At 62.2% G+C, this 7847-nt stretch carries 8 protein-coding genes; 7 read left to right on the top strand and 1 reads right to left on the bottom strand.

Annotated features, from left to right (window positions below):
* On the top strand, window positions 1-954 hold a 954-nt coding region (locus ABYW26_RS07570), incomplete at its 5' end, for a Fe(3+) ABC transporter substrate-binding protein (RefSeq protein WP_372604168.1).
* Between the two features lie 138 nt (window positions 955-1092).
* Window positions 1093-2523, top strand: coding sequence for a YdiU family protein (locus ABYW26_RS07565; RefSeq protein WP_372604167.1), 1431 nt, complete (start codon window positions 1093-1095; stop codon window positions 2521-2523).
* On the opposite strand, the gene ABYW26_RS07560 is transcribed toward ABYW26_RS07565, so the two are convergent.
* Window positions 2520-3413, bottom strand: a complete 894-nt coding sequence (locus ABYW26_RS07560) for a DMT family transporter (RefSeq protein WP_372604166.1) — start codon at window positions 3411-3413, stop codon at window positions 2520-2522. The two genes, ABYW26_RS07565 and ABYW26_RS07560, sit on opposite strands and share 4 nt — an antisense overlap.
* A 96-nt stretch (window positions 3414-3509) precedes the next feature.
* Between ABYW26_RS07560 and ABYW26_RS07555 the strand changes: the two genes are divergently transcribed.
* The 5 genes from ABYW26_RS07555 to pdhA all read left to right on the top strand — a co-directional run bounded on the left by ABYW26_RS07555 (window position 3510) and on the right by pdhA (window position 7751).
* Window positions 3510-4772 (top strand): cation:proton antiporter, encoded by a 1263-nt coding sequence (locus ABYW26_RS07555; RefSeq protein ID WP_372604165.1) that lies wholly within the window; start codon window positions 3510-3512, stop codon window positions 4770-4772.
* A 1-nt stretch (window position 4773) separates the two neighbouring features.
* The gene (locus ABYW26_RS07550; RefSeq protein ID WP_372604164.1) at window positions 4774-5745 is read left to right on the top strand and encodes a zinc transporter ZntB; all 972 of its coding nucleotides are present in this window, start codon (window positions 4774-4776) and stop codon (window positions 5743-5745) included.
* A 71-nt stretch (window positions 5746-5816) separates the two neighbouring features.
* Complete coding sequence (locus ABYW26_RS07545; protein WP_372604163.1) at window positions 5817-6230, top strand: Fur family transcriptional regulator; 414 nt, start codon at window positions 5817-5819, stop codon at window positions 6228-6230.
* A 90-nt stretch (window positions 6231-6320) separates the two neighbouring features.
* Complete coding sequence (locus tag ABYW26_RS07540) at window positions 6321-6623, top strand: septum formation initiator family protein (RefSeq protein WP_372604162.1); 303 nt, start codon at window positions 6321-6323, stop codon at window positions 6621-6623.
* 126 nt (window positions 6624-6749) lie between these two features.
* Window positions 6750-7751: a pyruvate dehydrogenase (acetyl-transferring) E1 component subunit alpha gene (gene pdhA / locus ABYW26_RS07535; RefSeq protein ID WP_372604161.1), complete on the top strand. Its 1002-nt coding sequence runs from the start codon at window positions 6750-6752 to the stop codon at window positions 7749-7751.
* The last annotated feature ends 96 nt before the right edge of the window (window positions 7752-7847 follow it).

Here is a 7847-nt window from a genome sequence, read left to right as displayed (position 1 = left end):
CCCGCGATGGCCGATGTGAACATCTATTCCTATCGTCAGCCTGAATTGATCCAGCCGCTGCTGGACGCTTTCACCACCGAGACCGGGATCGAAACCAATGTGTCGTTCATCGACAAGGGGCTGGTTGAGCGTCTGCAAGCCGAGGGCGCGCGGTCGCCCGCCGATCTGATCCTGACCGTCGATATCGCCCGTCTGGCCGAGGCGGTGAACGGTGGCGTGACCCAGCCGGTGAACAGCGAGATCCTGACCGCGAATATCCCGGTCGAGTTCCGCGATCCCGGCAATCAGTGGTTCGGCATCACCAGCCGCGCCCGCATCGTTTATGCCGCCAAGGATCGGGTCGATCCGTCGGACGTGACCACCTACGAGGATCTGACCGATCCGAAATGGCAGGGCCGGATCTGCACCCGCTCGGGCGCGCATAGCTATACGCTGGCGCTGGTCGCGGCGATGATCGCGCACCACGGCGAGGACTATACCAAGACCTGGCTGGAAGGTCTGAAGGCCAATCTGGCCCGCAAGCCGCAGGGCAATGACCGTGCGCAGGTCAAGGCGATCTGGGCCGGTGAATGCGATATTTCATTGGGGAACACCTATTACATGGGGGAAATGCTGGCCGATCCGGAACAGAAAGAATGGGCCGATTCGGTTAACGTTCTGTTCCCGGTGTTTGAAGGCGGCGGCACCCATATGAACGTGTCCGGCGTGGCGATGACCAAATCCGCGCCCAACCATGACGACGCACTGAAACTGATGGAGTTCCTGACCTCGGCCACGGCGCAAGAAATCTATGCCAAGGTAAACCACGAATACCCGGTCGTTCCCGGTACCGAGGCGTCGGATCTGGTGCAAAGCTGGGGCACCGTGACGCCCGATAACGTCAACCTGATGGACCTGGCGCCGCTTAGGGCCGAGGCTTTGCGGTTGGTCGAGACCGTCGATTTCGACGGCTGAGGCGCCGATCTCTGACTGCTATTGCAAGGGCACCGGACCGGGTTCGGCGCCCTTTTGCGTGGCGCCACCCCGGCCACAGGTCGATGCCGCTGGAAAAGTCGCATGTGCGGCATTACTTTAATGGTGAAAGGTCCGCCCATGCCGCTGTCTTTGCCGTTCGACAATTCCTATGCCCGCCTGCCCGGCCATTTCTATGCCCGGCTGGATCCGACTCCGGTGTCGGACCCGGTGCTGATCGCGTTGAACGAAGGGCTGGCGGCCGAGTTGGGTCTGGACGCCGAGGCGCTGCGCAGCCCCATGGGTGTCGCGACATTCGCCGGCAATCACGTGCCGATGGGGGCCGAGCCGCTGGCGCAAGCCTATGCCGGGCACCAGTTCGGCGGTTGGGTGCCGCAACTGGGTGACGGGCGCGCGATCCTGCTGGGCGAGGTGATCGACCGCACCGGTCAGCGCCGCGACATTCAACTGAAGGGCGCCGGGCCAACCCCGTTCAGCCGTCGTGGCGATGGCCGCGCCGCGCTGGGGCCGGTTCTGCGTGAATATATCGTCTCTGAGGCGATGCACCGGCTGGGCATTCCCACCACCCGCGCCTTGGCGGCGGTGACGACCGGCGACTATGTGATCCGCGAGCGTGGCCTGCCCGGGGCGGTTCTGACCCGCGTTGCCGCCAGCCATATCCGCGTCGGCACGTTTCAGTATTTCGCGGCGCGTGGCGATCTGGCTGGCCTGCAAGCCCTGACCGATCACGTGATCGCCCGCCATTACCCTCAGGCCGAAACCGCGCTGGAGTTGCTGCGCCATGTCATTGCCGCGCAGGCCCGGTTGATCGCGCGCTGGATGGGGGTCGGGTTTATCCACGGGGTGATGAATACCGACAATATGACCGTCTCGGGCGAGACCATCGACTATGGCCCCTGCGCCTTTATGGATGCCTATCACCCGGACAAGGTGTTCAGCTCGATCGACGCGCGCGGGCGCTATGCCTTTGCGCGCCAGCCCGATATCGCGGTGTGGAATCTGGCTCAGTTGGGGTCGGCGCTGTTGCCGCTGATGGGGCCGGATGAAAACGCCGCGATCGAGGCCGCAACCGCCGAATTGCACGCCTTCCCCGACCTGTTCCGCGACGCGTGGCTGGCCGAGTTCCGCGCCAAGCTGGGCCTGACCACCCTTGAGGATAACGACCCCGATCTGATCCACGCCCTGCTGGACCGGATGGCGCAATTGGGGGCGGATTTCACCAATACGTTCCGTGCCTTGGCCAATGGCAGCGCCCGCGATCAGTTTGTTGAACCCGAGGCGTTTGATCAGTGGAATACCGGTTGGCAGGCGCGGCTGGGCCGCGATGCGCCGGGGGCCGAGACCCGCCTGCGCGCCGCCAACCCGGCCTTTATCCCGCGCAATCACCGCATCGAAGAGGCGATCCAGGCCGGGCTGACCGGCGATTTCGCCCCGTTCCACGCCCTGAACGCCGTTCTGCAACAGCCCTTTGACCATCAGCCCGCCAACAGCGCCTATGCCCGCGCGCCCACCAAGGACCAGATCGTCGCCCGGACCTTTTGCGGCACCTAGGCCGCGCGTGGCCTGAGGTTGATCAGCAACACCCCGCCCGAGACCAGCACCAGTGCGCCGATGATGGTCAGGTTCAGGGCCTCGCCCAACAGCGCCCAGCCGAAGATCACGCTGAACACCGGCGACAGAAAGCTGAAGCTGGCGACGCTGGATGCCGGATAAATCGACAACAGCCATAGCCACAGGATGAACCCGGCGCTGACCAGAATGACGGTGTGAAAGGCCAGCCCCCACAGGTGGATCGGCTGAAGATCGCGGATCAGCGGCCCGAACAGCGGCGCGGCCAGCAACAGCACCGGCGCCGAGATCGCCACCTGCCACATCAGTTGCACCTCGGGGCGGACCCGGCTCATCGCGGTCATCCGCGCACACAGCGTGATCCCGGCCCAGCCGAACGCGCCGATGATGCCGCAGATATCGCCCAGCAAGCTGGCCTCGGCGCCATTCGCCGGCCTGTCCAGGATCGCCCATCCCACACCGGAAAACGCCAGCCCCAGCCCCACGGCCTTAAGCGGCGAAATCCGTTCACCCGGCAAAATGAAATGCGCAATCACCGTCAGCCAGACCGGCATCGAGTAGAACATCAACGACGCCCGCGACACCGTGGTCAGGTCAAGGGCGGTAAAAAGGCCCAGAAACTCGACCGAGAAACACAGCCCGATCAACAGCCCGGCCCAACCGGTGCCCGGATCAACGCGGATCGGTATCCGCCGCCACAGCATCCATGCCGCGATACAGAGCATCGCCCCGGCCGAGCGCACCCCGGCGAAAAACACCGGGTTCATGCCCTCGTTCGAGACCTTGGCCACGACCTGACCAAAGGCCAAAACCACGGCAAAGCCGATCAAAGAGCTGGCGCCAAAGGCATCCATATGTGGCTTGCGCGCCATTCTTTCCTCCCAACCGGGCTGGCCTGATCGTCCGCCTCGCACCGTCGCGCGGCGCGTGCTAGAAATCGTCCTGACCCGTTCAATTCGGAGACCGACGTGAATATTCTTCAGATCGCCTCGCTATTGATTGTGCTGGCAGCCGTATTTGGCTCCGTCAACTATTTCTTTCTGCGCCTGCCGCAAGCGATCGGCATTCTGATCGTGGCTTTGGCGGCGTCAATCGCGGCGATGCTGGTCGATCTGGCCCTGCCCGGCCTTGGACTGGCGCGGGATTTGCGGGCGATGGTTCAGGGGATCGATTTCTCGGATGCCTTGTTGGAAGGCATGTTGGGCCTGCTGCTGTTCGCGGGTGCCTTGCATGTCAAAATGGAGGAATTGCGCGCGCAGGCCTGGGTGGTGCTGATCATGGCGACGATCGGCGTCGGCCTGTCGGTCGCGGTCGTGGGCATAGGCTTTAGCTGGATCACCGGGATGCCCTTGCTGGTGGCGCTGGTGTTCGGGGCGATTGTGTCGCCCACCGATCCGGTGGCGGTGCTGGGCGTGCTGCGCGAGGCACATCTGCGCAAATCGCTGGAAACCCAGATTGCCGGTGAAAGCCTGTTCAATGACGGCGTGGCCTATGTGGTGTTCCTGATCCTTGTCGGGCTGGCCTTTGGCGCCTCGGGCGATCACGGCGGCGGCCATGCGGAAAATCAGGTCATGGCGGCGCTGAAACTGTTCGGGCAAGAGGCCATCGGCGGCGCGGTTCTGGGCGCAGTTCTGGGCTGGCTGACCTTTCAGGTGATGAAACGCATCGACGAATATACGCTTGAGGTTCTGATCACGCTGGCGCTGGCCTTTGGCGGCTATGAGCTGGCGATCTATCTGCATGTCAGCGCACCGATCATGGCGGTGGTCTCGGGGTTGATGATCGGCCATGTCGGGATGAAATACGGCATGAGCGAGAAAACCCGCGATTACGTCGATGCCTTCTGGAAGCTGATCGACGAGATCCTGAACGCGGTGCTGTTCCTGCTGATCGGGATCGAGGTCTTTGCCGTGGCCTTCGACACATCCCATCTGGTCGCGGCGGCATTGGCGGTGCCACTGGGCCTTTTTGCGCGGCTGATCGCGGTGGCGGGGCCGATTTTCCTGCTGAAACCGTTCCGCAATTTTCGCGGTGACGTGATCCCGATCATGACTTGGGGCGGGCTGAAGGGCGGGATCTCGGTCGCACTGGCGCTGACCCTGCCCGACACCGAATGGAAGCCGATCATCCTGACCGCCACCTATGTTGTGGTGGTGTTCTCGATCATCGTGCAGGGCCTGACCATCGCGCCACTGGCCAAGCGGCTGGGCCGCGAACCGGAGTTGATGTGAGATGACGGATACCCTATCCCCCCTCGCCGCCTTTGACATCGCCTCGGATGGCAGCACCGTCGCGCTGACCGACCTGTGGCCCGATGCACAGGCGGCACCGGGTGCGGCGTGGCGTTGGCTGCATCTGGATCTGGCCGATCCGGCGGCCGAGCCCTGGGCCGACGCGCATCTGCCGCCCGTCGCCACCGCCGCGCTGTTTCAACCCGAGACCCGGCCGCGGTGCGATATTCACAGTAACGGGCTGCTGTTGAACCTGCGTGGGATCAACATGAACCCCGGTGCCGAACGCGACGACATGGTATCGCTGCGGCTGTGGGTGACCGAGGGTCTGGTGGTGTCGGTGCGCCGCCGCAAGGTGTTCGCGCTGGACGACATTCGCCGCGCCGCTGCTGACGGCCACGGGCCGCGCACTACCGGGGCGTTTCTGGACCTGTTGACCGACGGGCTGATCGACCGGTTGGAGCAAGTCTCGTTGAAACTGGAGACCGAGGCCGATCGTCTGGAAGAAATCATTTTCGAAAACCCCAACCACAGCGACCGCGAGGCCTTGGCCACCACCCGCCGCATTGCGATCCGGCTGCGCCGCTATGTCTGGCCCCAACGCGAGGCGCTTGGCAGGCTGGCCGCCGCCGACATGCCGTTCCTGCCGCCGGAAACCCGGCACCTGCTGGCCGAAACCGCCAACCGCGCCACCCGCACGGTCGAGGAATTGGATGCGATCTCCGCCCGGATGGCCGCCTTGCAGGACCATATCTATGCCGAACATTCCGCCCGCATCGGCCGCAACGGCTATGTCCTGTCGGTGGTCGCGGCGATCTTTCTGCCGCTCAGCCTGCTGACCGGGCTGTTCGGAGTGAATATCGCTGGTATGCCCGGGCTGCACTGGCCGTATGCCTTTGCGGTGTTGACCCTTGGCATCATCGTGCTGGGCATTCTGCTTTATGCGCTGTTCCGCTGGAAGCACTGGTTTTGATCGGGTTATAAAAGGGTGGAAACTTTGCCCTTGCTGACCTACACCCCGCGAAAGACTTCGAAAGCCTGCGCATGACCGATACGATCCTTTCCCGTTGCGAAGCCAAGGGCCTGCGCATGACCGGACAACGCCGGGTGATCGCTCAGGTGTTGCAAGACAGCGATGACCATCCCGACGCCGAAGAACTGTATATCCGCGCCAGCGCGATCGACCCGAGAATCTCAATCGCCACGATCTATCGCACCGTCAAACTGTTCGAGGAATCCGGCATTCTGGACCGGCTGGAGTTCGGCGATGGCCGCGCCCGCTATGAAGATGCCGAACGCGATCACCACGACCACCTCTTTGACATGAACAGTGGCGAGGTGATCGAATTCGTCGATCCCGAACTGGAAGCCTTGCAGGAAAAGATCGCCGAGCGGCTGGGCTACCGCTTGAAAGGTCACAAGCTGGAACTTTACGGCGTGCCGGTCAAAAAACGCTAAGCACCGGTTGCGATTAAGGATTCCCATCGCATCCGCTTTATGTCATCCTGATAAAACCCGCCCGGCAAGAGGCGGCAGAGAGGCAGTAGGATGAGTGGTTCGCGCAGGCGCCCGGCATTTGGTGGCGCCATTTATCTGACAGTGATGTTCGGCTTGGGCAGCTATTTCACCTTTGCTGCCGTGCAAGGCGATTATGGCCTGTTCCGCCGTATTCAGGCCGAGGCCGAAGCACAGGATCTGTTGGCCGAACGCGATCAACTGGCGCGGGAACTGGCCGATCTGACCAACAAGACCCGCCGCCTGTCCGACACCTATCTGGACCTTGATCTGCTGGATGAACGCGCCCGCACCGTGCTGGGCCTGCTGCGCCCCGACGAAATCGTTATCCGTTAAACTATTTCTGCACTGCGGCGCAAATTTCCGCATTGCAGCGTATTTCTTGCTCGAAATTTGCCCTGAGATTTGCTAGAAAATGGTTTAACGTTAAACTATATTTCTTTGTCTTGGGGAGCACGCCGCATGGCCACGCGAAAAACCACTAAGAAATCAAACACTTCCAAAGAAGAGCTGCTCGCGTTTTACCGCGACATGCTGTTGATCCGGCGATTCGAAGAAAAGGCCGGTCAACTGTATGGGATGGGTTTGATCGGGGGCTTCTGCCACCTTTACATTGGTCAGGAAGCTGTCGTTGTCGGTCTTGAGGCCGCCGCCAAGGAAGGCGACAAGCGGATCACCTCGTATCGCGACCACGGCCATATGCTGGCCTGCGGCATGGACCCCAACGGTGTGATGGCCGAACTGACCGGTCGCTCGGGCGGGTATTCGCGCGGCAAGGGCGGCTCGATGCACATGTTCTCGAAAGAGAAGCATTTCTACGGCGGCCACGGCATCGTCGGCGCTCAGGTGCCGCTGGGTGCCGGTCTGGCCTTTGCCGACAAGTATCTGGAAACCGGCAATGTGACCTTCGCTTATTTCGGCGACGGTGCGGCCAACCAGGGCCAGATCTATGAAACCTACAACATGGCTCAGCTGTGGGAGCTTCCGGTGATCTTCGTCATCGAGAACAACCAGTATGCCATGGGCACCTCGGTCGCCCGCTCGACCAAATCGCCCAGCCTGTGGGAACGTGGCGCCGCTTACGGCATCTCGGGCGAAGAAGTCGACGGCATGGATGTTCTGGCCGTCAAAGAGGCCAGCGAAAAGGCCACCGCACACTGCCGCGCCGGCAAGGGTCCGTATATCCTTGAGATCAAAACCTATCGCTATCGCGGCCACTCGATGTCGGACCCGGCGAAATACCGTACCCGCGAAGAGGTTCAGAAAATGCGCGAAGAGCGCGACCCGATCGAACATGTGCGCGCGCTGTTGTTGCAGGGCGACCATGCGACCGATGACGACCTGAAACAGATCGATAAAGAGATCAAGGCCGTTGTCAACGCATCCGCCGAATTCGCCAAAAACAGCCCCGAACCCGATCTCGCCGAGCTGTGGACCGATATTTACGCTGAATCCGACGCCTGAGGGAGAGACACAAGATGGCAACCGAACTGTTGATGCCCGCCCTTTCCCCCACGATGGAGGAAGGCACTCTGGCCAAATGGCTGGTGAAAGAGGGTG

It is taken from the genome of Actibacterium sp. (assembly GCF_041584535.1).
Lineage (GTDB): Bacteria > Pseudomonadota > Alphaproteobacteria > Rhodobacterales > Rhodobacteraceae > Actibacterium_D.
The sequence above is the reverse complement of the archived record's forward strand: the minus strand, read 5'-3'. Positions and strand labels throughout refer to the sequence as shown.